Origin of the sequence: Evansella vedderi (assembly GCF_030813435.1) — a bacterium.
Classification (GTDB): Bacteria; Bacillota; Bacilli; order Bacillales; family Salisediminibacteriaceae; genus Evansella; species Evansella vedderi.
In genome coordinates this window covers 156,039-182,117 of sequence record NZ_JAUSUG010000004.1, presented here as the reverse complement: position 1 = coordinate 182,117, position 26,079 = coordinate 156,039, and the positions used below count along the sequence as shown (strand labels likewise).

The 26,079-nt window shown below is 40.0% G+C and carries 25 protein-coding genes and 3 riboswitches; of the genes, 21 read left to right on the top strand and 4 right to left on the bottom strand.

What is annotated here, in order from left to right; translation table 11 throughout:
• Positions 1-175: 175 nt before the first annotated feature.
• Positions 176-637, bottom strand: coding sequence for a PCYCGC motif-containing (lipo)protein (locus J2S74_RS07110; RefSeq protein ID WP_307323554.1), 462 nt, complete (start codon positions 635-637; stop codon positions 176-178).
• 190 nt (positions 638-827) lie between these two features.
• On the opposite strand from J2S74_RS07110, the gene J2S74_RS07105 reads away from it, so the two are divergent.
• The 11 genes from J2S74_RS07105 to J2S74_RS07055 all read left to right on the top strand — a co-directional run bounded on the left by J2S74_RS07105 (position 828) and on the right by J2S74_RS07055 (position 12,666).
• A complete protein-coding gene (locus tag J2S74_RS07105) occupies positions 828-971 on the top strand; it encodes a hypothetical protein (RefSeq protein WP_307323551.1) in 144 nt (47 codons plus the stop codon).
• 344 nt (positions 972-1,315) lie between these two features.
• Positions 1,316-2,290, top strand: a complete 975-nt coding sequence (locus J2S74_RS07100; RefSeq protein WP_307323550.1) for an AAA family ATPase — start codon at positions 1,316-1,318, stop codon at positions 2,288-2,290.
• Positions 2,287-3,531, top strand: coding sequence for a DUF58 domain-containing protein (locus tag J2S74_RS07095; protein ID WP_307323548.1), 1,245 nt, complete (start codon positions 2,287-2,289; stop codon positions 3,529-3,531). Before J2S74_RS07100 ends, J2S74_RS07095 begins: the two co-directional genes overlap by 4 nt.
• A 9-nt stretch (positions 3,532-3,540) precedes the next feature.
• Positions 3,541-5,820: a DUF4129 domain-containing transglutaminase family protein gene (locus tag J2S74_RS07090; protein ID WP_307323545.1), complete on the top strand. Its 2,280-nt coding sequence runs from the start codon at positions 3,541-3,543 to the stop codon at positions 5,818-5,820.
• 199 nt (positions 5,821-6,019) lie between these two features.
• Positions 6,020-6,122: riboswitch (purine riboswitch) on the top strand.
• Positions 6,123-6,402: 280 nt separating this feature from the next.
• Positions 6,403-7,938, top strand: coding sequence for a glutamine-hydrolyzing GMP synthase (gene guaA / locus J2S74_RS07085; RefSeq protein WP_307323542.1), 1,536 nt, complete (start codon positions 6,403-6,405; stop codon positions 7,936-7,938).
• A 97-nt stretch (positions 7,939-8,035) separates the two neighbouring features.
• Positions 8,036-8,137, top strand: a riboswitch (purine riboswitch).
• A 122-nt stretch (positions 8,138-8,259) separates the two neighbouring features.
• Positions 8,260-9,570 carry an NCS2 family permease gene (locus J2S74_RS07080; protein WP_307323539.1) on the top strand — a complete coding sequence of 437 codons (1,311 nt, stop codon included), beginning with the start codon at positions 8,260-8,262 and terminating at the stop codon, positions 9,568-9,570.
• A 26-nt stretch (positions 9,571-9,596) separates the two neighbouring features.
• On the top strand, positions 9,597-10,775 hold the full coding sequence (locus J2S74_RS07075) for a type III polyketide synthase (RefSeq protein ID WP_307323742.1): 1,179 nt from the start codon (positions 9,597-9,599) through the stop codon (positions 10,773-10,775).
• The gene (locus J2S74_RS07070) at positions 10,772-11,287 is read left to right on the top strand and encodes an isoprenylcysteine carboxyl methyltransferase family protein (RefSeq protein WP_307323536.1); all 516 of its coding nucleotides are present in this window, start codon (positions 10,772-10,774) and stop codon (positions 11,285-11,287) included. The genes J2S74_RS07075 and J2S74_RS07070 overlap by 4 nt, the downstream gene beginning before the upstream one ends.
• Before the next feature lie 57 nt (positions 11,288-11,344).
• Complete coding sequence (locus J2S74_RS07065; protein WP_307323533.1) at positions 11,345-11,884, top strand: DUF2179 domain-containing protein; 540 nt, start codon at positions 11,345-11,347, stop codon at positions 11,882-11,884.
• Between the two features lie 6 nt (positions 11,885-11,890).
• Entirely contained in the window at positions 11,891-12,097 is a 207-nt protein-coding gene (locus tag J2S74_RS07060) for an NETI motif-containing protein (RefSeq protein ID WP_307323530.1), read from the top strand.
• Between the two features lie 2 nt (positions 12,098-12,099).
• On the top strand, positions 12,100-12,666 hold the full coding sequence (locus J2S74_RS07055) for a nucleotidyltransferase family protein (RefSeq protein ID WP_307323528.1): 567 nt from the start codon (positions 12,100-12,102) through the stop codon (positions 12,664-12,666).
• Positions 12,667-12,725: 59 nt separating this feature from the next.
• On the opposite strand, the gene J2S74_RS07050 is transcribed toward J2S74_RS07055, so the two are convergent.
• The 3 genes from J2S74_RS07050 to J2S74_RS07040 form a co-directional block, all read right to left on the bottom strand.
• A complete protein-coding gene (locus J2S74_RS07050; protein WP_307323525.1) occupies positions 12,726-13,388 on the bottom strand; it encodes a spore coat protein in 663 nt (220 codons plus the stop codon).
• A gap of 15 nt (positions 13,389-13,403) precedes the next feature.
• Positions 13,404-13,598, bottom strand: coding sequence for a spore coat protein (locus J2S74_RS07045; protein WP_307323522.1), 195 nt, complete (start codon positions 13,596-13,598; stop codon positions 13,404-13,406).
• 285 nt (positions 13,599-13,883) lie between these two features.
• Complete coding sequence (locus J2S74_RS07040) at positions 13,884-15,353, bottom strand: amidase family protein (RefSeq protein WP_307323519.1); 1,470 nt, start codon at positions 15,351-15,353, stop codon at positions 13,884-13,886.
• Between the two features lie 259 nt (positions 15,354-15,612).
• A riboswitch (purine riboswitch) is annotated at positions 15,613-15,715 on the top strand.
• 149 nt (positions 15,716-15,864) lie between these two features.
• On the opposite strand from J2S74_RS07040, the gene purE reads away from it, so the two are divergent.
• The 10 genes from purE (at position 15,865) to purN (ending at position 25,870) form a co-directional block, all read left to right on the top strand.
• A complete protein-coding gene (purE, locus tag J2S74_RS07035; protein WP_307323517.1) occupies positions 15,865-16,350 on the top strand; it encodes a 5-(carboxyamino)imidazole ribonucleotide mutase in 486 nt (161 codons plus the stop codon).
• Positions 16,347-17,477, top strand: coding sequence for a 5-(carboxyamino)imidazole ribonucleotide synthase (purK, locus tag J2S74_RS07030; RefSeq protein WP_307323515.1), 1,131 nt, complete (start codon positions 16,347-16,349; stop codon positions 17,475-17,477). The genes purE and purK overlap by 4 nt, the downstream gene beginning before the upstream one ends.
• A 110-nt stretch (positions 17,478-17,587) precedes the next feature.
• Positions 17,588-18,886: an adenylosuccinate lyase gene (gene purB, locus J2S74_RS07025; protein ID WP_307323513.1), complete on the top strand. Its 1,299-nt coding sequence runs from the start codon at positions 17,588-17,590 to the stop codon at positions 18,884-18,886.
• A 99-nt stretch (positions 18,887-18,985) separates the two neighbouring features.
• Positions 18,986-19,699 carry a phosphoribosylaminoimidazolesuccinocarboxamide synthase gene (purC, locus tag J2S74_RS07020; protein WP_307323511.1) on the top strand — a complete coding sequence of 238 codons (714 nt, stop codon included), beginning with the start codon at positions 18,986-18,988 and terminating at the stop codon, positions 19,697-19,699.
• Complete coding sequence (gene purS / locus J2S74_RS07015; RefSeq protein WP_307323507.1) at positions 19,699-19,956, top strand: phosphoribosylformylglycinamidine synthase subunit PurS; 258 nt, start codon at positions 19,699-19,701, stop codon at positions 19,954-19,956. The genes purC and purS overlap by 1 nt, the downstream gene beginning before the upstream one ends.
• Entirely contained in the window at positions 19,953-20,636 is a 684-nt protein-coding gene (gene purQ, locus J2S74_RS07010; RefSeq protein ID WP_307323503.1) for a phosphoribosylformylglycinamidine synthase subunit PurQ, read from the top strand. Before purS ends, purQ begins: the two co-directional genes overlap by 4 nt.
• Positions 20,620-22,842 carry a phosphoribosylformylglycinamidine synthase subunit PurL gene (gene purL, locus J2S74_RS07005; RefSeq protein WP_307323500.1) on the top strand — a complete coding sequence of 741 codons (2,223 nt, stop codon included), beginning with the start codon at positions 20,620-20,622 and terminating at the stop codon, positions 22,840-22,842. Before purQ ends, purL begins: the two co-directional genes overlap by 17 nt.
• Positions 22,827-24,239: an amidophosphoribosyltransferase gene (gene purF / locus J2S74_RS07000; RefSeq protein WP_307323497.1), complete on the top strand. Its 1,413-nt coding sequence runs from the start codon at positions 22,827-22,829 to the stop codon at positions 24,237-24,239. Before purL ends, purF begins: the two co-directional genes overlap by 16 nt.
• 15 nt (positions 24,240-24,254) lie before the next feature.
• Positions 24,255-25,289 (top strand): phosphoribosylformylglycinamidine cyclo-ligase, encoded by a 1,035-nt coding sequence (purM, locus tag J2S74_RS06995; protein ID WP_307323494.1) that lies wholly within the window; start codon positions 24,255-24,257, stop codon positions 25,287-25,289.
• Entirely contained in the window at positions 25,286-25,870 is a 585-nt protein-coding gene (gene purN, locus J2S74_RS06990) for a phosphoribosylglycinamide formyltransferase (protein ID WP_307323738.1), read from the top strand. The genes purM and purN overlap by 4 nt, the downstream gene beginning before the upstream one ends.
• Positions 25,871-26,079 lie beyond the last annotated feature (209 nt).

Sequence of the window (26,079 nt, the reverse complement as noted above, 5' to 3'; positions counted from 1 at the left end):
TAGTCGTAAAATGTCTAACAAATTTGTTAGGCATTTTTTTAATGGCGGAATTCAAGGAATGCAAAAGAGGGATCGGAAGTATCCAACGTGTTAAAAAATCTAGTTTTAGGATTATTAGTATATAAGAAAAAGCCTAGAATGTAATATGATTCTAGACTTTATTGTTAAAATTACTTTATAATCCCTCAGGTGGAAATGGTGTTGGTGTTGGGTCAGTTCCATATTGAGAGTATTTTCCGTCAATATATTCTCGAATTTCTGTTAGAGGTTTTCCTTCCTCTTTCATTTGTTGTACATCCAGTACAATCATAATACAGATCCCTCAGGCGGCGCCGTGTGGGTCATAAACAAGTTGTTCTTCTGTTGTATATTGATTGTTAATAAAGCAGTCTTTCACACTTTCATGATGAAAAGGATCTTCGTAACAATTACAATAACATGGAATGTAATCCAATAAATCCCCGTGATCTACCGCATAAGCATACGCGTCCTTTGTTCCATTATGCGAACCTTGATTTACGAAATCTGGGAAATTATACCCCTCAAATGCCACTCCTTTGTTGTCAGAGCTACATCCTGCTGCGACAATAAGAAGTAATAAGAGGAAAGGTAAGAATTTCAGTGATCTTATCCCCATAAAACATACCTCTTTTCATTATTATAAATTCTAGATTAATTATACAACGAACCTTACTAAATAAGGCTCCCTTAACTAGATTGTCACAAAATTGTGCGAGACCCGGTCCCGCACTTTTTTATATTTCCTGTTTTAGGTATGGTGAGTTTTGGGTATAGGGACTAACAGACAGTTTATGGAGGTGCTCCCTATGGCTTGGACGGTATTACATTCCATTCAATATAAAAAAGAATCCTTAACATGGGAAACGGGACAAGGGGCTGGTGGATTTAAAGATCAGCCTCTTTTGTATGGCCTTGATGATGTTCCCTTCGGCAATATGACAACGTTTTAATAATAGTTTCTGAAGCTGTGAAAAAAATTGGAAAAAAAATCTTCTTTTTCAAGTAAATTACCGGTTAAATTGCAACTAATTTACTAGTGTTCATGATATGATAGATTATGTATAATGTTTTTTTCGGAAAAATCATATGATTAAATTTATTTTTTTATCAACGAATGAGTCTAGCATTTTTTGGAAATGCTATTATAAACGTAGACTAGTTAAGTAGTGTAAGGGGTATGTAGACGCATGCGATTGCTGAGGTGTATTACCTTTTACATTTAATTAAATCTCGCAAAAAGTTAAGAGATTTATTTTCTAAAAATAATATATACATTCACGAGGAGGTTGTCCGTTTGAGTAGTCATTTAGATCCAACGGTGGTAAGGGAGCCACATATTAATAGACTAATAGAAAATGTGGAGAAGGTCGTTGTGGGAAAGAGAGCGGAAGTAGAGCTTAGTATTATTGCCCTTTTAAGTGGCGGGCATGTTCTATTAGAAGATGTACCTGGGGTAGGGAAGACGATGATGGTAAGAGCTATTGCTAAATCCCTTGGGGCTGAGTTTAAACGAATTCAATTTACTCCTGATCTACTTCCATCTGATGTAACAGGAGTTTCAGTTTTTAATCAGAAAACAATGGAATTCCAATTCCGCCCAGGTCCAATTATGGGGAATGTGGTTTTAGCAGATGAAATTAATCGTACTTCTCCTAAAACGCAAGCGGCACTCCTAGAAGCCTTAGAGGAAGGCAGCGTGACAACAGACGGAGAAACAAGAGAATTACAAAAACCGTTTTTCGTAATGGCGACACAAAACCCGATTGAGTACGGAGGGACTTATCCTTTGCCGGAAGCTCAATTAGATCGTTTCTTATTTAAATTTAGGATTGGTTATCCTTCGATTAATGAGGAGCTGGAGGTACTGAACCGTGTGGAGAAACAGCATCCAATTGAAATACTTCAGCCAGTAATCTCTTTAGAGGATTTATTAGAAATGCAACGTGATGTTATCAATGTTTACGTGGATGAGTCGGTGAAAAAGTATATTATTGACCTTGTGAATGCTACTCGAACTCACCACGCCGTTTTCCTTGGAGCAAGTCCACGTGCATCCATTGCACTGATGAAGGCTGGTCAGGCATATGCGTTTGTACAAGGAAGGGATTTTGTTGTACCAGATGATATTAAATACCTAGCGCCATATACACTACAGCATCGAATTCTATTAAACTCGGATGCTAAGCTTTCTGATATTACAAATGAACGGGTCGTGAAAGAAGTTATAAAGCAAGTGAATATTCCTGTAGGAAATGAGTCGGCAAGATGAGAAAGGTAAAGAACATTTGGAACTGGACGAAGTTTATAGTTAAAGGACTATTTGTCATTGGTCTGTTTGTTGGAATGTTCAGCTATGCCATGTTCCAAGGCGGCTTTGTCAGCTGGTTTTTATTTTATACCATAAGTGTTCTTGTGGTGCTCATGTTATTATATGCCTCCATTCCGTTAGGAAGCTTTCACGTTACAAGAAATTTTGGAGATACAGCTATTCCTTCAGGATCGAATATAACAGTTACCGTTACTATCCGTAGGAAGTGGCCTTTTCCCTTTTTGTATTTATTTGTAAAAGATGTCATTGATAATGGGTTAAAGAAGCAAACAGCGAAAAATAGTTCAAAAATGATTTTTTACCCAACAATAAAAAGGGAAATTGAATTCTCTTATGATATTCCCGAAATGAAGCGCGGGGAATATAACTTTTATGGTGTACAGTTAGAAACAAGTGATATGTTCGGGTTGTTCAATAAACGGAAATTCGTTCCCATGGAAGAAACCCTACTAGTTTATCCGAACTACCATGAGATTGAAAGATGGTCCCCTTATGAAAAGCATGAGACAGAAACAAGACTAAATTCCCCTGATTATGTGGAGGACGTCACATCTGTTGCAGGTGCCCGTGAGTATGTTCCAGGGGATAAGCTAACGAGCATCGACTGGAAGGTAACTGCACGTTCTGGAAAACTTATGACGAAAGAGTTTGAAGAGTTTATCGGTCAAAACTTCTTAATCATATTAAATAATCATCTTCCGGAAGACGATTTTCATACAGTGGATGCTTACGAAAAGTCCATTGAACTTGTAACATCCATTGTTATGCATGCCCATCGGAAGCAGCTGCTTGTTGGTCTTTGGACCCTTGGAAACAAAAGTAATTCCTTCCCGTTAGATTCGGGTAACGATCATCAAAAACGTCTTGTCTATCATTTATCCACGATTCAAGGCCGGGAAGAAGTGGATTTTGCTTCAAAGCTAAAGGAGTATGAAAAAAGGATTCCAGTAGGCACAACATTAATTTTTGCCTCTACAGAATTAACCGATGCTATCCTTGAAAGAATTAAACTATTACTGTCACGTCGCGCTCAAGTCTACTTCTGTTTACTAGATAGGGGAGTTAAAGCTGATCCAATGGAAGTAAGAAGATTAGAAGAGCTGCGCCATAAAGGAGCAGAGGCTTATATTTTATCCGGTGGAAATATTGATCATGCAATTCCATCCTATGCAGGTGATTAAATGAGACGAATGGATAAAAAACAATCATCCATAACCCATCTATTTATATACGCTTTAGCCTTTTTGATTCTATGGGAATGGCTAAGACCAATTCCAACCATTACGGATACTGGACATATTGAGGTATTTGTAAGCTTTGCCTTATTCAGTTGTGTATTAATTTATTTAAGGATATCTCCCTTTTTAATAATACCGACTATATTATTAGGTAGTATTTATGGTTTACATTATATTTTCCACGAAGGCCCCTTCTTAAGTCGTGGAGGCGGATTGGAAACATTGAGGTTTTTCTTGAGTGACAGCTGGTACAATATTAGACTTATTTTTACATGGGATCTAGCGTTGTTGACAGACTTTTTCCGAACATTCCTTTTGTTTATGTTGCTAGCATTAATTTGTTATTTACTCTATTTTTGGATATTCCACACGAAAAAAATCTTTTTCTTCCTATTATCAACAGTTATTTATATTACGGTTCTTGATACCTTTACTCCGGTAGATGCTTCAATGGCCATTATTCGTATTATAGTGATTGGATTCTTTATTGTCACTCTTTTACAGATGTTGAAGATTCAAGAGGAAGAAAAAGCTATCGGAAAAAGGAATAAGACGTACATTTCTTCTGCTTGGATGTATACACTTATCTTCATGATTGTCGTTGCTACCTCCGTTGGATACGGGGCACCAAAGTTTGACCCTCAATGGGAGGATCCTGTACCAGTATTCCGGCATTATGTTTTAGGTGAAGAGATGCCAGGAACTGGTGGAAGTGTTAGACGTGTCGGCTACGGGGAAAATGATGATCGATTAGGTGGAGGCTTTGTCCAAGACTTCAGCACCGTGTTTTATGCGGAGACGGAAAGTGCATCCTATTGGAGGGGAGAGTCAAAGTATGAATACACTGGCCATGGTTGGGTATCTGAACCAGCGTTAACAGAATCTCATAGTCTCTTTGATGAAAATGAAATCGATTATTATTTGTTTACAGATAATGTGGAAACAGAAGAACGTGAAGTTTTAATAACAATGGAAAGTGGCGTAGGTTTCAATCATTTATTTTATCCTGGTCAGCTTATAGGGTTAGATGTGGAATCAGTAAACTACAGTGTTCCGGGTCAATCTGGTGAGCTACCATTAATTACCTTTTTTACAGACAGGGTAGCTGGAAAGGTGATTGCTCATACGGAGGATCGTGATGATTACGTTGTATTAAACGAGTATCGATTAACCTATCAAGAGGCCTCCTTCTCTTTGAATGCATTAAGACGTGGTGGGGATGATCCGGAAAGCATTAGAGAGCGATATTTACAGCTTCCAGAGGATCTCCCTGATCGTGTCGTAGAATTGGCAGAGGAAATTGTGGCTGATTACGATAACCGGTACGATATGGTAGTTGCAGTGGAGCAATACTTTTCGAGTAATGATTTTGAATATCAAACTGTGGATGTTCCTATTCCTGAAGAGGGGCAAGACTATGTAGATCAATTTTTGTTTGAAACACAATATGGCTATTGTGATAACTTCTCTACGGCCATGGCTGTGTTGTTACGAGCTGTTGATATTCCTACTAGATGGGTGAAAGGGTTTACTCCTGGAGAGGAAATTGAACGCCTTCCTAATGGTACGATTCGTTATGAAATTTCTAATAACAATGCCCATTCGTGGGTAGAGGTTTACTTCCCTGAAGTAGGTTGGGTTCCATTTGAGCCTACGCAAGGATTTAACAATAATGTGGAGTTCTATGAAGAGGAAGAGGAAATAGAAGAGAATAATACTAGTGAAGATAACTACGAGGATAATGAAAGGGAGCTGCCTGATAGCGAGTCTCCTGAATACGAACAAGACATGGGAGATCTTGAAGAGGAGAGTGGAATTGGATCTAATAATGATAGAAACAATTTAAACTTTAGTCTGAGCGTAGATTTTACTTGGAAGCATGCTGTTATTTCCCTTATTGTCCTTGGGATGGTTATGTTAGTATATCGTAAAATTAATATACTTCAAAATGGTTATTTCCTTCTACATTACCGTCTCCTTGGAAAAGACGAACGGTTCAAAACTGCCTACCAGCGTCTTCTTTGGATATTGGATAATGAAGGTATTTATAGGGAAGATGGAGAAACGTTAAGGGAATATGCTATACGTGTTGATAAAATATTGGGTTCTAATGGCATGAAGAATTTAACGAATACGTATGAAAAAATCTACTATGGTGCTCAACTGGCAGATGGTGAATGGAAAAAACAGCAAAAGGATTGGGAAGAATTAGTACGGCTCTTGAACTCTTGACCATGAGAATATGTACTGGTAAAATTAATCCGTATTTGATCCTTTATTCTTATTAGATACCATGATATATGAAAACTATTTTTGGGCTGTGCTAAATTTGGAAGTTGATTTACGCTTCAGGCACTATGCCTTGCGCTTCAATCAACTTGGTTTGAAAATAAACGATGTATTAAAACATAGTTTTCGTATAAACTGCCAAATGAATATTGTTGCCTTACCTCATATATCCTTAGGAATATGGCCTAAGAGTCTCTACCAGGTTACCGTAAAATGACCTGACTATGAAGGTAGATTTCAAGGGATAAGACGATAACTTATCTAGCTCCAGTGCTTTTTTAATAGAAAGCTAGAATTCTGCCTTCGTGAATTATTCACGGGTAGGGTTCTAGTTTTTTATTTTTCAACCAGGGAATGGAATTAGTGAAGGTGTTTGTATCGCTCATCGCAAATACTTAGAGGCTAACGCAAAAGGTTAAAAACTATTCTTTTTGCGTTAGCCTCTATGAATGAAAAACGTTATAACGTTTATACTTATAGGAACGACAAGGATCGAGTGAAATTATATGAAAAGGTGGATAAGTGATGGAAATTAAAGAGAAAATTGTTGTGCTTGATTTTGGGGGACAATACAATCAATTAATCGCTAGAAGGATTAGGGATCTAGGGGTTTTCAGTGAGTTACATTCCCATAAGCTGACCGTAGAAGAAATTAAAGAGATGAACCCAAGTGGGATTATTTTTTCTGGTGGACCTAATAGTGTCTATGCGGAGGGAGCACCCCGATGTGATGAAAGGATCTTTGATTTAGGAATCCCTGTTTTAGGGATTTGTTATGGTATGCAGCTCATGACTCATCATTTTAAAGGTAGAGTAGAAGCTGCCAACCACCGAGAATATGGAAAAGCAATGATTTCCATTGAAAATAAGAGCCAATTATATGATGGGTTGGAGGACAAGCAATCGGTTTGGATGAGCCACGGAGATTTGGTAGTAGAACCACCTGAAGGCTTTACCGTAGATGCTACCAATGTTTCCTGTCCGGTTGCGGCAATGAGTGATGAAAGTCGTGGTCTTTATGGAGTACAATTCCATCCAGAGGTGCGTCACTCTCAATATGGAAATGATATGCTGAAAAACTTTGTCTATAACATTTGTAAATGTGAAGGCAATTGGTCAATGGAAAACTTTATTGAGATGGAGATTGAAAAGGTCCGTGAATTAGTAGGTGAACGTAAGGTTCTCTGTGCGTTAAGTGGTGGGGTAGATTCCTCTGTTGTAGCTGCATTAATTCATAAGGCGATTGGTGACCAATTAGTATGTATGTTTATTGACCACGGGCTTCTGCGAAAAGGAGAAGCAGAAAGCGTAATGAAAACCTTCTCCGAAGGCTTCGATATGAATGTAATTAAAATCGACGCACAAGAAAGATTCCTATCTAAGCTTGAGGGAGTAAAAGACCCAGAAAAGAAAAGAAAAATTATCGGAAATGAATTTATATACGTATTTGAAGAAGAAGCGGGTAAGCTAAAGGATGTGGACTTCCTTGCACAAGGTACGTTATATACGGACATTATTGAAAGTGGTACGGAAACTGCCCAAACAATAAAGTCCCACCATAATGTGGGTGGTCTTCCAGAGGATATGAAATTTACCCTTATTGAGCCATTAAATACATTGTTTAAGGATGAAGTTCGTGAAGTTGGTACAGAGCTAGGTTTACCAGATGAAATTGTTTGGAGGCAACCATTCCCTGGACCTGGTTTGGGTATTCGTGTATTAGGTGAAATTACAGAAGAAAAGTTAGAAATCGTTCGTGAATCAGATGCCATTCTTCGGGAAGAGATTAAGAAAGCAGGTCTAGATCGAGAAATTTGGCAATACTTCACAGCATTACCGGATATGAGAAGTGTAGGTGTAATGGGGGATGCGAGAACGTATGATTATACCGTTGGAATCCGAGCAGTAACCTCCATTGATGGTATGACATCCGATTGGGCTAGAATCCCTTATGAAGTACTAGAGATAATTTCAACGCGTATCGTAAATGAAGTGAAAAATGTCAATCGTGTAGTGTATGACATTACTTCGAAACCACCTTCCACAATTGAATGGGAGTAATATTCCGAAAATACGAATATTCATAGCGGGTTTTATAGAAAACATTCGTTTTTACTGTTGACACTTTCGACTCAAGTTCGTATACTTGTAGTTAGAATAAGTGTTTCCGCCGAATGTTCGTATAATTTCGGGAATAGGGCCCGTAAGTTTCTACCGAGCTGCCGTAAATAGCTTGACTACGAATGAATCATGGCTATTTAGAGAATCCTCTATTTTGTTATGCTTCATTTACATAGTCAAGCTCCTTTTGCTCCGGGTCCTATTATGACTCGGAGCTTTTATTTTACAGGGGTCAATCTAATTAAAGGAGAGTAATATACGATGGATCGATATTTCCAATTCAAAGAGTTAGGCACAGACTACAAACGAGAGTCATTAGGTGGACTTACAACCTTCTTAGCAATGGCTTATATCTTGTTTGTTAACCCATACTATCTTGGTATTTCTGGTATGGACGAGGGTGCGGTATTTGTGGCAACGGCACTAGCTGCAGCTATTGGTACGATTATTATGGGTGTAGTTGCAAAATATCCAATTGCCTTAGCGCCGGGAATGGGGCTTAATGCATTCTTTACATTTTCCGTAGTTATTGGATTAGGTATTCCTTGGCAAACAGCCTTACTAGGGGTTTTTATCTCAGGTATTATTTTTATCATAATTACTGTAGTTGGGGTTCGTGAAATAATTATAAATGCAATCCCAGCAGAGTTAAAATATGCAGCCGCTGCAGGGATTGGTTTATTCATTGCTTTTATTGGGCTTCAAGGAGCTGACATTATTGTTCTTTCTGAAGCAACGATTGTAACTTTAGGTGACTTCACAAATGGGAACACTTTATTAGCAATCTTTGGTGTTGTTATAACAGTTGTCTTAATGGCCATGGGCCTTCGTGGTGGTATTTTCTACGGAATGATTATTACAGCTATCGCTGGGATTATATTTAACCTTATAGATATGCCTGCTGGTGTAGTGGGTGCTATCCCAAGTCTTGCACCGACCTTTGGAGCATTTTTACAACCTTTTGCAGAGCAATCTTTAGCTGAAATTTTTACACTAAACTTAATTATTGTAATTTTAACGTTCTTATTCGTGGATTTCTTTGATACTGCTGGAACACTTTATGCAGTAGCCAACCAAGCAGGTTTCGTAAAAGACAATAAACTTCCACGTGCACAAAAGGCATTATTAGCCGATTCATCTGCATCAGTCGTTGGTGCTGTTCTTGGTACATCAACAACAACAGCATACATTGAATCGTCTTCTGGTATTGCCGCAGGTGCTAGAACGGGGTTTGCGTCGATTGTAACAGGAGTTCTTTTCTTAATTGCACTATGGTTCTCTCCATTGTTAGCAGTAGTTACATCCGCTGTTACTGCACCAGCTCTAATCGTAGTTGGTATTTTAATGGCTGGAGCTTTAGGGAATATTGATTGGAAAAAGTTTGAAATTGCAGTTCCGGCATTTTTAACAGTAATTGCAATGCCGTTAACCTATAGCATTGCAACAGGTATTGCACTTGGGTTTGTAATGTATCCTATTACCATGCTTGCTAAAGGAAGAGGAAAAGAAGTACATCCAATAATGTACGGACTATTCTTTGTATTTATCCTTTACTTCGTTTTTCATGATTAGAAAAGAGACTCCCATCATCATAATTGATGATGGGGGTTTTTGTTTTGGATGAAATAAACTATATTTGGCAAAATAATGTAAAAAGAAATGCAAGGAGGGCGAATTTTATGCCAAGTATTGTTTCTGTAAGTACTGCCATCCCGCCTTATAAAATAAGCAACTCGGAAACGGAGGAGGTAGTAAAGGAGTTGTTCAAAGATTCCTTTGCTGATATTGAACGATTATTAACCATTTTCAATAATGGACAAATCCATAAACGGCATTTTGTAGTACCAAAAGAATGGTTTAAAGACTCCCACTCTTTTGAGGAAAAAAATAATTTATACATACAACATTCAGTTGAGTTAGGGGTAGAGGCAATCGAAAGTTGTTTAAGTGATAAAAAGTTTCTTAACAAAATAATATATGTGGATGATATTGATGCAATTTTTTTCGTTTCAAGCTCGGGGATAGCAACTCCAACGATTGACGCATGGATTATGAATGAACTCTCTTTCTCCCAACATACAAAACGTATCCCTTTGTGGGGGCTTGGCTGTGCTGGTGGAGGAGCGGGAATGAGCAGGGCCTATGAATACTGTTTAGCATACCCAAATGCAAAGGTTCTTTTATTGTGTGTGGAGCTTTGTAGTCTGACGTTTCAGAAGGACGATACGAGAAAAAGCAATTTAGTGGGTACATCATTATTTGCTGATGGTGTTTCCTGTGCCCTTATCGTTGGTGATGAGGTGGTGAAAGGGGAAAAGTTAAGTAAAAAACCTGTACCTAGCATATTAGGGACTCAGTCTACTTTAATGAAGAACTCATTGGATGTGATGGGGTGGCACGTAAATGATCATGGACTTCAAGTGATTTTCTCTAAGGATATCCCTACCATTGTTCAGCAATGGTTAAAGCCTAATATAGAAACCTTTTTGTTAGAAAAAAATATAGAGCTGCAACAGATTGGTCATTTTGTGGCACACCCAGGTGGTAAAAAGGTGTTAGATAGCTATGAAAAAGCATTAGGATACGATAGGGGAATGACAGAAACTGCTAGGACAATCCTTAAAAATTTTGGAAATATGTCATCAGCGACGATACTTTATGTATTAAAGGAATTTATGACCCAAGGACCTGAACAAGGAGACTTAGGGTTAATGACCGCATTAGGGCCGGGGTTTAGCTCTGAATTATTACTACTCGAATGGAGGGATAGTGAATGACGATATATTGGATAGTACTTGCTGTTGTTATGTTTCAGCGGGGAATGGAGCTGTTTATTGCACGGAGGAATGAAATATGGATGAAAGGTCGAGGAGCCAAGGAATTCGGTGAGGAACATTATCTTTTGGTAGTTTTGTTACACGGGAGTTTTTTTGTTTTCTTAACAGCAGAAGTTTGGTATCGTGAAGCTGAGCTTATACCATGGTGGCTCGTGCTAGGTATTGCTTTTTTCACTGTCCAAATTATTCGATTCTGGGTTTTAGTTTCCTTAGGAAGGTATTGGAATACGAAAATAATTGTTTTACCAGGTGAAAAAATAGTGAAAAAAGGACCTTACAAATGGGTTAGTCACCCTAATTATTGGGTGGTAGCAATGGAGTTATTGATCCTTCCCCTATTGTTTGGTGCTTATATGACAGCAATACTTTTCACATTATTAAATGCTGCATTTTTGTTATTAATAAGAATTCCTCAAGAGGACGAGGCATTAAGACTTTTAAATCAAGAGTAATCATGGGATTATGGGAGTTGGAGAAAAACGAGAGTTTAAAATAGGGGGATTGGTTTTATGCTCAATACTATTCTTGAAAATGCTGTGGGTATGATCGTTATTATCTTAGTGATCAATATCATTTATGTTACTTTGTTTACTATTAGAATGATCTTCACTCTTAAGGGACAGCGTTATTTTGCTGCAACCGTAAGTATTATAGAGGTAATTATTTATATTGTGGGATTAGGGTTAGTGTTGGACAATCTTGGACAAATACATAATTTAATTGCCTATGCTATCGGCTACGCTATTGGTGTTCTAGTAGGTATGAAGCTAGAGGAGAAATTAGCTTTAGGTTATATTACAGTTAATGTAATTACAAAAGAATATGAGCCGGACATCCCTAATGCTCTACGTGATAAAGGATACGGAGTAACTAACTGGGTCGCCTATGGAAGAGAGGGAGAACGATTGATGATGGAAATCTTAACATCTAGAAAGTCAGAAGCAGCCCTTTATAAAACAGTGAAGGATCTAGACCCCCACGCCTTTATTATTTCTCATGAAACGAAGGCATTTTTTGGTGGATTCTGGGTGAAAGGAGTGCGAAGATAATTTTATATGGGAAAACAATCTAAAAAGAAACGGTTTACCGTCGAAGAAGGGGAATCCATTAATGACTGCCTTAATAGGATGAAAAAAGAGGGCTATCTACCCGTAAGGCGAATGGAGGAACCGGTTTTAAAAGAAGTGAAGAAAAATGGAAAAATAGAGGTAGAAGTGGCAAGGCAGCAAATTGTTTTTGAAGGGAAACGTGAGGAGACTTAAAGATGGGGATTATAGAAAATGAAAAAGACATTATTCAACTAGTTGAAAATGATCCTTGGGTAATGAAGGTTTTGCTCACGGTTAGAAGGCTGGAGTTACCAGATTGGTGGGTTTGCGCAGGTTTTGTCAGGTCGAAGATTTGGGATATCTTACATGGCTATGAAACAAGAACTCCTATGGAAGATGTAGATGTTATTTACTTCGATCCGTCTAATGTAAATGAGCAGGAGGAAAAGAAACTAGAACAACAGTTGGGTGAGCTTAATCCTAATATTCCTTGGTCAGTGAAAAATCAGGCTAGAATGCATCATATTAACGGCCTTCCTCCATATCGTTCTTCAGAAGAAGGTATTTCTAAATTTCCTGAAACTGTAACGGCATTAGGATTGAAGGTAAACGTTAATGAAGAGGTGGTTTTAACGGCACCCCATGGGATAGAGGATGTTCTCCGTATGGAAGTTCATCCGACACCACTTTTTAAAGAAGGAAAGCTGAAGGATGTATACATAAAAAGAGTTACAACAAAAAAATGGAAAGAAGCTTGGCCAATGGTTAAAATTTCATATTAGGGAACTACGGATGATTACCGTAGTTCCCTTCTTTGTATTAAATCGGAAAGGTAGTGTTGTTACTCTTCAGATGGTTTTTCCTCATGTCCTTCAGGCAATAAAAATAGCTTTTCATCCAGCTCATCGGCCATCTCATAATACTGTTTGTCAGTATCTACTGATTGCTCATAGGTAGGGTCCGTGTCCTCTATGGTTATATTAATATCAGGTGTTCCTTGGGATTGCTGATTGTTTGCTCCAGCAGTAGTCTGTTGTGTTTGCTGGTTGTTGAACCCTGATGCAGTCGGTTGTGCCCCTGTAGTATTTGTTCCTGCTGCTTGAGACGGTGTCACCGTTGCTCCTTGCATGAATTGTTCCTCAAGCCCCGGAGACTGCTGGTATGATTGTTGCATATTTTGAGATTGGGTGAAGGTTGGCTGTTGCCCAAAAACTGGTGATTGTTGCTGTTGGCTATATTGGATGACTGATTGGGCAGTCATTTGATCCACCTGTATTTGTTCATTTAAGCTATACGGATGGTAATAGCCTTGGGAAATCATATAGTCAGCAACCTTTTGCTGAAAGATAACAGCCTGCTGAAGCTGTTGATTCAACGTTTTTCGTACATCATCTGATGTGGCTTCGGTTAAAGCGTAAGCGCAGTTTTTTACTCCTTCTTTTGCGGACAATAACAAGTCAGTTGCGATAGCCTGGTCAGACATTTGGTTAGCCAGTTGATTCATAAATAAACCCTCCAATTATTGATTCACTAATTTCTGCAACATTTGAATATTGTTCTCACAAGCTTGAATGTCTTGTTGTAAAAGGGTTTTTAATTGAGAATCCTTTGCCATGTTCTGCATCACTTGCGACTTATTAAGACAGTTCGTCTTAAATACAAGCATCTCATGAAGTTCTGCTTTTTCATGCACGGCTAAACCTTGATTAACCATTCAACCACACCTCCGATATATAATGACCTTCTTTTGTGAGTGAAAGTAAAGGCCATTAATTATTGTGCGGATTTAAGCTGGAATTATGGTAGGTGTATGTTGGTAAGAACGGTAATAATATTGACAGGCTGTATTGGTTGTTCCTGGATGGAGTGGTGGAAAGGGAAGGAGAGAGTGGTTTGGGTAACTACGACTAGGTTACTGAACTCAAGCTAGGAGCCACAAAAAAAGCGGACTACATAAAAAATCACCATGATATATAATCACGGTGATTCAATAGCAAATTTAAACCTTAGGCGCAACACGGTGCTTTGTTCCTTGTTCATACGCGTAGGCTAATTTCAATAATGTTGCCTCGGAATAAGCGGAACCCGTAAAGGTAATTCCAACTGGCTCTCCTTCTCCAGTATAGCCGCAAGGAACGGTTACGGATGGATAGCCTGCTTTTGCAGGAATAGCTGCACCGAAGTTGTTCGGGAAAAGGATGGCATCTAGCCCATTCTCCACTAACGCTGCATCAATTCCACCTTCCTTTGATAAGTATTGATCTTGCTCTAAGCTTTCTAAATATTTTCCTTCTGTTAAGGTTCCGCTGGTGTTTTCTGCTTCCACTAATAGTGTTTGTCCATACTTTAACATCCCTTTAGGTTGACGGTAGTTAAAGGCAATCACATCAGCTAAGGAGCGAATTTCACCCTTTCCGCTAGTATATTCCTTCAAATAGGCGTTTAAGCCTACCTTAAATTCATGTACCAGCACATCATATGTCCATTTTTCCTTTGTGGAAGGTATCACCACATCCACTACCTCTGCCCCTAGTTCTTGTAGCTTCTCGATGGCATCGTTTAATAGGAAAACTTTATCTCCTTTTAAATATTCAAAATATGTTTCCCTTGCAATGCCTATTTTTGCTCCCTTAAGGCCATCCGGATCCAATACGGAAGTAAAATCAAATTCCTTATATGCGGCATTCGTTCCCGTTACAGTATCTTGGGGATCTAAACCTGTCAACGCATTAAGTAACAAAGCTGCATCCTTTACTGTTCGAGCCATTGGTCCAGCGGTATCTTGTGTGTGGGAAATGGGAATAATGCCAGTTCTGCTGACCAATCCTACAGTTGGTTTAACTCCAACTAATGAGTTCTGGCTTGCAGGACTTAAAATAGAGCCTGATGTTTCTGTACCAACGGCAACAACAGCTAAATTGGCTGCAATAGAGCTTCCAGAGCCCGAACTGGAGCCGCCACAATCAAATGGATCTCCATATGGATTTTTTACCTGACCTCCCCTTGAACTATATCCGCTAGGCATTCCTTGCGTCATGAAGTTGGCCCATTCGGTCATATTTGTTTTTCCGAGAATAACTGCTCCTGCTTCTCGTAATTTCTCAACAATGAATGCATCCTTAATGGCATAAGAATCAGCCAATGCTAATGATCCGGCGCTTGTGTGCATTTTGTCTTTCGTAGCAATATTATCTTTAATTAATACAGGTATCCCGTGTAGAGGTCCCCTTGCTCCAGCTTGAAACCTTTCTTTATCCAATGCATCAGCAATTTGTAATGCGTCTGGATTTACTTCTAAGATGGAATTCACTCCACCCTCCTTTTTATCCACATTGGCAATTCTGTTTAAATAAAGTAGTGTAAGCTCTCGAGATGTAAGCTCCCCACTGGAAAATTTTTCTTGAATATCATCTATAGAGGCTTCTAATAACCAATTTTCTAGAAGTTCTTTTAATTTAGGATTTTTCATTTTTTTCTTCCTTTCAATTTGGACATACATACTGTTAGAATTCTATTTTACTTTAATTATCAAACAAGTACAAAAATTAATCGAATTATTGTATTAGAAGAAATAATTGGAAATGTATGCTCTGAAAAAACAAATGTGAACAAATGAAAGAAAATCTCTCGTAACTTTTCATCAAAACACGAACATTAATAGTCGCCTTTAATTTAATGTTCGAATTTTGGTTGACTTTTGATTTAGCCTCTTGTTATGATAGAACTATCAAAAAGAAGAAAAAATACCTCATATAATCCTCGGGAATATGGCCCGAAAGTTTCTACCCGGTGACCGTAAATCATCGGACTATGAGGGTGACTACGTGTTAGCATACAACCAACAATATTGTTTTTCAAAAATAATATTTGGTTGTCTATGGCTATGGATAACTCACGTGTTCCTTTGTCCCCTCAAAATTGACAAAAGAACACGTTTTTTTATGGAATTTTCTAAAGAAATTATATAAGGAGGCGTCGTGATGGCCGTTAAAGTTGGTGTCATTATGGGTTCAACGTCTGATTGGGAAACAATGAAAAATACAGCAGAAACCCTTGATGAATTAGGAGTACCTTACGAGAAAAAAGTCGTTTCTGCACATCGGACTCCAGATTATATGTTTGAATATGCTGAAACAGCAGTAGAAAGAGGGTTGGAAGTGATCATCGCAGGAGCAGGGGGAGCAGCACACCTTCCTGGAATGGTAGCTGCAAAAACAACGTTACCTGTTATTGGGGTGCCCGTCCAATCGAAGGCACTAAATGGCATGGATTCCTTATTGTCCATCGTTCAAATGCCAGCGGGAGTTCCAGTCGCAACTGTAGCCATTGGAAAAGCTGGTGCCGTAAACGCAGCGTTATTGGCTGCACAACAGCTTGCAGTTCATGATCCTGCATTAAGACAACGACTAGAAGATAGAAGACAATCAAAACAAAAAGAAGTATTAGAAAACGGAGATTTACTATGAGAGGCCATTGGATCGAGCCAGGTAAAACCATTGGTATTTTAGGTGGAGGACAATTGGGGAGAATGATGGCACTTTCTGCTCGAGAAATGGGGTATGGAGTTGCTGTTTTAGAGCCAACACCTAATTCACCTTGTGGTCAGTTAGCGGATATACAGGTAGAAGCTGCTTACGATGACCTCCAAGGTGCGGAGAGGCTTAGTGAGGTATGTGATGTCCTTACTTATGAATTTGAGAACATCAATTCTGATACAGCAAATTGGCTAGAAAAGCAAATGTATTTACCGCAAGGCAGTGATCTCCTTGCTATAACACAAGACAGAATACAAGAGAAACGTGCTATTTCTTCCTTCCATGTTCCAGTAGTACCGTACCGTTCAGTAAAAACGGTGGATGAATTAACGGAAGCTGTTAAAGATTTAGGCCTTCCGGCCGTTTTGAAAACTACTAGGGGCGGATATGATGGGAAAGGTCAACGGGTTATCCGAGAAGCTAGTAAACTGCAAGATGTTTGGGAAGAAATGAAGGAGGAAGGGCCTTTTGTTTTAGAGGCTTGGATCCAATTTGATATGGAAGTGTCTGTCATTGTTACACGAAGTGTTTTTGGAGAACTTTCTAACTTTCCAATTGCAGAAAATATTCACCATAATAATATTCTTCACCAAACGATTGTCCCAGCAAGAGTTTCGAAGGAGGTGGAAGAGGAGGCTGTCCGTTTAGCGAAGCAGCTGGCAGAATCCTTTAATCTCGTCGGTACACTTGCGGTGGAAATGTTCGTTGTAGGTAATGAATTATACGTAAATGAGTTAGCGCCAAGACCACATAATTCAGGACACTACACGATCAATGCATGTGAGACCTCTCAATTTAATCAGCACATCCGTGCTGTGTGCGGTTGGCCCCTTGGAAGTACGGAATTACTTAAACCTGTTGTAATGGTCAATATTTTAGGGGAACATATGCCAAAGGTGATAGAACATATAAGAGACTTAAAGGGTGCCCACTTGCACTTATATGGGAAAGCAGAGGCAAAACAAGGACGAAAGATGGGGCATGTCAACGTCTTAGCCAATTCAGTAGAAAAAGCCTTAGAGGAAATAAACAAATCACCCATTTGGAAGACCGACTGAACATATATAGAAAATAGCGTATCCAAACCATATTATTTCTCAAAAAACACATTCTTTAAAAAAACTAGGACAATATTAAAACATGGTAGCAAACGTAGGAGGAAAAAAACATGATCGAACGTTATACAAGACCTGAAATGGGCACCATTTGGACAGAAGAAAATCGATTTCAAGCGTGGTTAGAGGTGGAAATTCAAGCTTGTGAAGCATGGGCAGAGCTTGGGGAAATTCCTAAAGAAGATGTACAAAAAATCCGCGAAAATGCAAGCTTTAATGTAGACAGAATTAAGGAAATTGAAGAAGAAACTCGTCATGACGTTGTAGCTTTCACCCGTGCTGTTTCAGAAACTCTAGGAGAAGAAAGAAAGTGGGTTCACTACGGATTAACATCAACTGACGTGGTGGATACAGCGTTATCTTACCTTCTACGCCAAGCAAATGAAATCTTAGAAAAAGATATTCTTAACTTTATTGAGATCCTAAAGGAAAAGGCAAAGGAACATAAGATGACAGTAATGATGGGAAGAACCCACGGTGTTCACGCTGAGCCAACCACTTTCGGTTTGAAATTAGCCCTTTGGTACGAGGAAATGAACCGAAATTTAGAACGTTTCCGTCATGCTGCAGAATCTGTTCGTGTAGGAAAAATCTCTGGTGCCGTTGGAACGTACGCCAATATCGAACCTTTCGTAGAAAAATATGTTTGTGAAGGATTAGGGTTAGAAGCTGCAAAAATTTCTACACAAACGCTACAAAGGGACCGACATGCTCATTATGTAGCTACCCTTTCTTTAATAGCTTCTTCCATTGAAAAAATGGCAGTAGAGATTCGTGGACTTCAAAAAAGTGAAACTCGTGAAGTGGAAGAATTTTTTGCAAAGGGTCAAAAGGGATCTTCTGCTATGCCACACAAACGTAATCCAATTGGCTCAGAAAATATGACAGGTCTTGCAAGAGTATTGCGTGGTCATGTTGTTACTGCCTATGAAAACATTGCATTATGGCATGAAAGGGATATTTCACACTCCTCAGCGGAAAGAATTATCCTTCCTGATGCAACAATCTTGCTAAACTATATGCTTAATCGCTTCGGAAACATCGTGAAAAATTTAACGGTATTCCCAGAAAACATGAAGCGAAATATGGACAGAACGTACGGGTTAATTTACTCCCAACGAGTACTATTAACGTTAATTGATAAAGGTATGGTAAGGGAAGAAGCATATGATTTAGTTCAACCAAAGGCAATGGAAGCTTGGGAAAAAGCAGTTCCATTTCGCAGCCTAGTAGAAGAGGACGAACAAATTATGAAGCACTTATCAAAAGAGGAACTGGACGATTGCTTCGACTACAACCACCATTTAAAGCATGTGGATACTATTTTTGACCGCTTAGGTTTAAACAGTTAATTAACGAGATTTAGGGGTGTCTCATGAAAGGGAGTTTTGAGACACTACCCTAACTGCATTATGATAATTCCCAAAATTATGACGAATGGAGGGAGCACCTTGATTAAAGGAGCTTGTCTTTACGAAGGAAAAGCAAAGCGTATTTATGCTACAGAAGAGCCTGAAGTTCTTTGGGTAGAATACAAGGATGATGCCACTGCATTTAACGGTGAAAAGAAGGATGTATTGGAAGGGAAAGGTCGTCTAAATAATGAAATTAGTTCACTTATTTTCACCCAGTTAAAGGAAGAAGGGATTGAAAGTCACTTTATTGAAAGATTATCGAGCAATGAGCAGCTTGTAAAAAAGGTGTCTATCGTTCCAATTGAAGTAGTGGTACGAAATGTGGCTGCTGGTAGTCTAGTAAAGCGACTAGGGTTTGAACGTGGCACTGTTTTCGCACCTCCAATTGTAGAGTTTTATTATAAAGATGATGATTTAGGGGACCCATTAATGACAGAAGAGCATATCCGAGTGATGGAGATTGCAAGTGTTGAAGAAGTGGAGCAGCTTAAATCGATGGCATTAAAGGTAAACGAACATCTTAAACGATTGTTTAAAAACATTGGTATCCAATTAGTAGATTTTAAGCTTGAGTTTGGTAGAGACCATACAGGTGCCATTCTTTTAGCAGATGAAATATCTCCCGATACGTGCCGATTGTGGGACGAAAAAACGGGGGAATCCTTTGATAAAGATTTATTTAGATTTCAACTTGGTAACTTGCAAGATGGCTATGAAACTATTCTTACTCGACTAGGGGGACATAAATAATGTTATATGAAGTGAAAGTATTTATCTCGTTAAAAGAAGCGGTATTAGATCCTGCAGGAGCAGCGGTAAAGAGTTCATTACACCACCTTGGATTTGCTGGTGTGGAAGATGTTCGTATCGGTAAAGTAATGACATTACAAATAGAGAGCACGGAAGACAAAATTGAAGCTGCAGTCACTGAAATGTGTGAAAAGCTTCTTGCAAACCCAGTAATTGAAGACTATCGTTTCGAAATTGAGGAGGTAGTTTCTCAATGAAATTTGCCGTAATCGTGTTTCCAGGATCCAACTGTGACCTAGACATGTACCATGCAGTGAAGGATGAGCTTGGCGTTGACGCTGAATACGTTTGGCACGATGAAACAAGCTTAGAAGGCTTCGACGGTGTTTTATTACCGGGAGGATTCTCCTATGGTGACTATTTGCGTACAGGAGCTATTGCCCGTTTTTCTCCAATCATGGAGTCTGTAATCAAAGCAGCTAACGAAGGAAAGCCTGTACTAGGTGTTTGTAACGGATTTCAAATTTTACTAGAGGCAGGACTCTTGCCAGGAGCAATGCGTCGTAACAAAGATCTTAAATTCATTTGCCGTCCCGTTCAACTTGTTGTGGAAAATGGCGGCACCATGTTTACAAAGGAATATGAAAAGGGACAAGAGATCACGATTCCAGTTGCCCACGGTGAAGGTAACTATTACTGTGATGAGGTAACATTAGAAACATTAAAGGCGAACAATCAAATTTTATTTTCTTACAAAGATGATATTAATGGATCAGTGAATAGTATTGCTGGTATTACGAACGAAGCAGGGAATGTATTAGGGATGATGCCACATCCGGAAAGAGCGGTAGATTCCTTACTAGGTTCAAATGACGGTCTTACTTTATTTAAATCGATTTTAAGCCATTGGAGGGAACGCAATGCAATTACTTCATGAACCATCTCCACAAATGATTAAAGACGAGAAAATCTATGCTGAAATGGGCCTTTCAGATTCTGAATTTAAAATGGTAGAAAACATTTTAGGTCGCCTACCTAATTACACGGAAATCGGACTTTTCTCCGTTATGTGGTCTGAGCACTGTAGCTACAAAAACTCAAAAGTAGTGTTAAAGAAATTCCCAACTAATGGTGAAAAGGTACTCCAAGGACCTGGAGAGGGTGCAGGGATCATCGATATTGGAGACGAGCAAGCGGTTGTTTTCAAAATCGAAAGTCATAACCATCCGTCAGCTATTGAGCCGTATCAAGGGGCTGCAACAGGTGTAGGTGGAATCATTCGTGACGTTTTCTCCATGGGAGCGCGTCCAGTAGCCCTATTAAACTCCCTTCGTTTTGGTGAGTTGAAAAATCCTCGGGTTAAATACTTATTTGAGGAAGTTGTTGCAGGTATTGCCGGCTATGGTAACTGTATCGGTATCCCGACAGTTGGTGGAGAAGTACAATTCGACCCATGCTATGAAGGAAACCCATTAGTTAACGCCATGTGTGTTGGATTAATTGATCATAAGGATATTCAAAAGGGGCAAGCGAAGGGTGTAGGAAACTCCGTAATTTATGTAGGAGCAAGCACCGGTCGTGACGGTATCCACGGTGCCACTTTCGCATCTGAGGAGCTAAGCGAAGCATCTGAAGCGAAGCGTCCAGCGGTACAGGTTGGAGATCCGTTTATGGAAAAACTATTACTTGAGGCTTGTCTAGAAGCAATTAAAAATGATGCCCTTGTTGGGATTCAAGATATGGGTGCTGCAGGTCTTACCTCTTCCTCTGCGGAGATGGCAAGTAAAGCGGGCTCAGGGATTGAAATGGATTTAGATAAAGTACCTCAGCGTGAAAAGGGGATGACGGCATATGAAATGATGCTGTCAGAATCGCAAGAAAGAATGCTTCTTGTCGTACAAAAAGGCCGCGAGCAGGAAATGATCGAGGTTTTTGAGCGATGGGGCTTAGAAGCAGTAATCGTGGGCCGTGTAACAGACGACAAAAAGCTTCGTTTACTTCATAAAGGGGAAGTGGTGGCAGACGTACCTGTTGATGCGTTAGCAGAGGATGCTCCTGTATACCATAAGCCATCAGCGGAGCCTGCTTACTTCCGTCAATTCCAAAAGGAAGCAGCATTCCAACCAGAAGTAACGAATGTAAGTGAAACCTTGAAGGAGCTTTTAGCGCAACCGACAGTCGCTAGTAAAGAGTGGGTTTATGACCAATACGATTATATGGTAAGAACAAATACAGTTGTTGCCCCTGGATCTGACGCAGCCGTTTTACGTATTCGTGGTACAGAAAAAGCTCTTGCCATGACAACTGACTGTAACTCTCGCTACATTTATTTAGATCCAGAAGTTGGTGGGCAAATTGCCATTGCAGAAGCAGCAAGAAACCTTGTTTGTTCTGGTGCGAAGCCCCTTGGTGTAACAGACTGCTTAAACTACGGTAGCCCTGAAAAACCAGAGATCTTCTGGCAGTTAGAAAAATCTACAGATGGTTTAAGTGAAGCTTGTCGGGTATTAGATACACCGGTTATCGGTGGTAACGTATCTTTATATAACGAAACAAACGGTGTAGCTGTTTATCCAACGCCAGTAATCGGTATGGTTGGACTTGTAGAACATGTGGATCACATTACAAAGCAGCAGTTCCAGAACGATGGAGATTTAATCTATGTGATTGGTGAAGCGGCAAATGACTTTGGTGGAAGTGAGCTTCAGAAGCTTCAACAAGGTTCCATTTCTGGGAAAGCTCCTGCTCTTGATCTACAAGTGGAAAAAGCTCGCCAAGACCAAGTATTAGCCGCCATCCAAGCAGGGACAGTAGCGTCAGCCCATGATTTGGCAGAGGGTGGATTCCTTGTTGCATTGGCTGAGTCTACTTTCGGTACTGAGTTTGGTGCAAAGGTTAAGCTCAATGGAGAAAACGTTGTGAAGGAAAGCTTTGCCGAAACGCCATCTCGATATATTATTACTGTTTCTAAAGAGAAAAAGGATCAGTTTGAGGCGATCGTTCCTGAGGCTGTTCAAATCGGAGAAGTAACGACAAACGCAACCCTAACGGTCCTAGATAAAGCTGGAAACATTGTCCTGAACGAGGAAGTAAAACAACTTGAAGACACATGGAGAGGTGCCATTTCATGCTTGCTGAAATAAAAGGGTTAAACGAAGAATGTGGAGTATTCGGAATCTGGGGTCATAAAGACCCCGCTCCTATCGCATATTACGGTCTTCATAGTCTTCAACATCGAGGGCAGGAAGGTGCCGGAATTGTCGTTAGTGATGGGGAAAAGCTAAAGGCCCATAAAGGAATGGGTCTTGTAAATGATGTATTTGGAAAAGGCGAAATTAACGATATGTATGGAAAGGGCGCCATCGGCCATGTTCGTTACACAACAGCAGGTGGAAGTAACTTATTAAATGTACAGCCGTTAGTATTCAATTCCCAGAGAGGTAGTCTAGCACTTGCTCATAACGGAAACTTAGTGAATGCTACGTCATTAAAGCACCAATTAGAAAGACAGGGAAGTATTTTTCAAACAACATCGGATACGGAGGTTGTTGCCCATCTTATAAAGCGTAGTGGATTTGAAGATATTGTTGACCAAATTAAAAATGCGTTAACGATGGTCAAGGGTGCCTATGCCTTTATGTTTATGGTTGAGGATAAACTTATTGCAGCCCTCGACCCAAATGGCCTTCGCCCCTTATCTATTGGTCGCCTAGGGGATGCCTATGTTCTATCTTCAGAGACATGCGCATTTGACATTATCGGTGCTACGTACGAGCGTGAGGTAGAGCCAGGAGAATTAGTAATCATTGATGATGAAGGTCTTCGAAGTGAACGTTTTTCTTCTTCTCCAAAGCGTGCAATCTGTTCCATGGAATACGTGTATTTTGCACGCCCTGATAGTAATGTGGACCAAATTAACGTACACCAAGCGAGAAAAAGTCTTGGGAAACAGCTTGCATTAGAAGCTCCAGTAGAAGCAGATATAGTCACAGGTGTACCGGATTCAAGTATTTCCGCTGCCATTGGTTATGCAGAGCAAACGGGTATCCCATATGAGCTCGGTTTAATAAAGAACCGTTATGTTGGCAGGACCTTCATCCAACCTTCTCAAGAATTACGTGAACAAGGGGTAAAAATGAAGCTTTCTGCAGTACGTGGAGTGGTAGAAGGTAAACGTGTTGTCATGATCGATGATTCCATCGTTCGTGGAACAACGAGCCGAAGAATTGTGAAATTACTTCGTGAAGTAGGAGCGAAAGAGGTCCATGTAAGAATAAGTGCACCTCCTATTACTAACCCTTGTTTCTATGGAATAGATACATCCACTAAGGGAGAATTAATTTCTGCTGTAAAAACAGTGGAAGAAATCCGTGAGGAAATTGGTGCAGATACATTAGAATTCTTAAGTGTAGAGGGATTACAGGAAGGGATTGGACGACCTGTACATTTAGAGAATCGTGGACAGTGTCTCGCTTGTTTTACAGGTCAATATCCAACGGAAATTTATCCAGAAACAGACCATCCACACGAGAAGTGCTAAGGAGAGGATTAAACAATGTCAAAAGCTTATGAATCAGCCGGTGTAAATATCGAGGCAGGCTACGAAGGGGTTCGTCGTATAAAGAAGCATGTGGAATCCACAAGACGCCCAGAAGTTCTCGGGGGCCTTGGAAGCTTCGGAGGATTGTTTGACCTTTCTTCCTTTTCCTATAAAGAGCCTGTTTTGGTGTCAGGCACAGATGGTGTTGGAACAAAATTATTAATCGCGCAAGAAATGGATAAGCATGATACCATTGGAATAGATGCAGTAGCCATGTGTGTCAATGATATCGTTGTGCAAGGAGCCTCTCCTCTCTTTTTTCTAGATTATTTAGCCCTTGGGGTAAATGACCCTGAGGTGGTGGAGCAGGTTGTTTCCGGTATTGCAGAAGGCTGCCGTCAATCGGGTGCTGCTTTAATCGGTGGGGAAACGGCTGAAATGCCTGGTCTTTATAAGCCGGAGGAATATGACGTTGCCGGTTTCGTTGTAGGGATTGCAGAAAAGAGTCAGCTTTTCGACCCGAACAACGTTACGGAAGGTGATGTATTGATCGGTGTTCCTTCCAGTGGAGTTCACAGTAATGGGTTTTCTCTTGTTCGAAAAATCATCAATGAACAAGGCTTAACGTGGGGTGACTCCTTTGATGGAACGGAAAAATCAGTTGGAGAGGTCTTCATCGAGCCAACACGCATTTATGTAAAGACGTTGCAACCGTTTTTTGCCACAGGAAAGGTCGTTGCTGCAGCACATATCACGGGTGGTGGATTAATCGAGAATATTCCTCGCATGCTACCTGACGGTTTAGGGGCGAAAATCAATGTGGATGCGTGGGAACTTCCGACTGTTTTCCAATGGTTAGTGGAGAAGGGGAATCTTACTCAGACGGATTTATATGAGACGTTTAATGCTGGGATTGGTTTGGTATTAACGGTGAAGGATTCAGATGTGGAAGATGTTCTCGGGACTCTTCGGGATAACGGAGATGTACCGGTTGTGATCGGTGAAGTGGTTAGAGGATCTGGAGTGACGTTTAAAGGAGAGAAGGCATAATGAAATTGGCTGTTTTTGCTTCAGGAAACGGGAGTAACTTCGAGGCGGTCATGGAGGCTGTGAATCGTGGGGATATCCAGGGAGAGGTAAAACTGCTTGTTTGTGATAAGCCTAATGCCTATGCCATGGAGCGAGCGAAGGGCCATGGTGTCCCTGCCTTCTTGTTCCAACCGAAGGATTTTGTCACAAAGGAAGCGTATGAGTTTGCGATTTTGGATAAGCTTCAGAACTATAATGTGGAATTAATTATTTTAGCAGGTTATATGCGGTTGATAGGCCCCACGCTATTGAATGCCTTTGAACATAAGATTATCAATATTCATCCTTCTCTGTTGCCGTCTTTCCCAGGGCTTGATGCCATTGGTCAAGCCTTTGATGCCAAAGTAAGGGTAAGCGGTGTAACGGTTCATTTTGTGGATGCTGGCATGGACACTGGCCCGATCATCGACCAGGAGGCCATTCGTATTGAAGATGGAGATACACGCGAGGACGTACAAAGAAAAATTCAACAAGTAGAGCATCGTCTGTATCCAAAGACCATACAACGAGTCATTGAGAAAATAGGCTCTGTAAAACACTAGAGTTGATTTAGATTATTTTAAATTATGAACTTATTACAAGGTAGACCTCCATGGAAATGATAATTGCCACCATGGAAAATGAAAATTATAGTCTGCATTGGAATGAGCGAAGGTCCACGACACTCCTGCGGAAGAACGAGCAAGCCAAGACCACACAGGGCGAAGCTCGTGGGGGCTTGGTAGGTCGTCCGCGGAAAGGGAGTGGACCG